Source organism: Streptomyces sp. BE303 (genome assembly GCF_036290945.1).
GTDB lineage: Bacteria > Actinomycetota > Actinomycetes > Streptomycetales > Streptomycetaceae > Kitasatospora.
In genome coordinates this window covers 1-309 of record NZ_JAQYWZ010000020.1, presented here as the reverse complement: position 1 = coordinate 309, position 309 = coordinate 1, and the positions used below count along the sequence as shown (strand labels likewise).

Here is a 309-nt window from a genome sequence, read left to right as displayed (position 1 = left end):
CGTTGTTCGCCGTCGAGGTGGCGTTGCACGCGCTGCTGTCGCACTGGGGTGTGCGGGCGGACGTGCTGGTCGGTCATTCGATCGGTGAGATCGCTGCCGCGCACGTGGCCGGGGTGCTGTCGCTCGGCGATGCGGCGGCGCTGGTCGCGGCGCGTGGCTGGTTGATGCAGGGCCTTCCGGCGGGTGGGGCGATGCTCGCGGTGGGTGCTTCCGAGGCGGAGGTGCTGGCGGCGTTCCCGGATGTGGACGTTGCGGTGGTGAACGGCCCTGGGGCCGTGGTGGTCGCGGGCCTGGAAGCCGAGATCGACG

Annotated in this window: 1 protein-coding gene; it reads left to right on the top strand. The window is 72.2% G+C overall.

Features of this window, described 5'->3' with window-relative positions:
* On the top strand, window positions 1-309 hold a 309-nt coding region (locus PUR56_RS00060; protein WP_329947317.1), incomplete at both ends, for an acyltransferase domain-containing protein.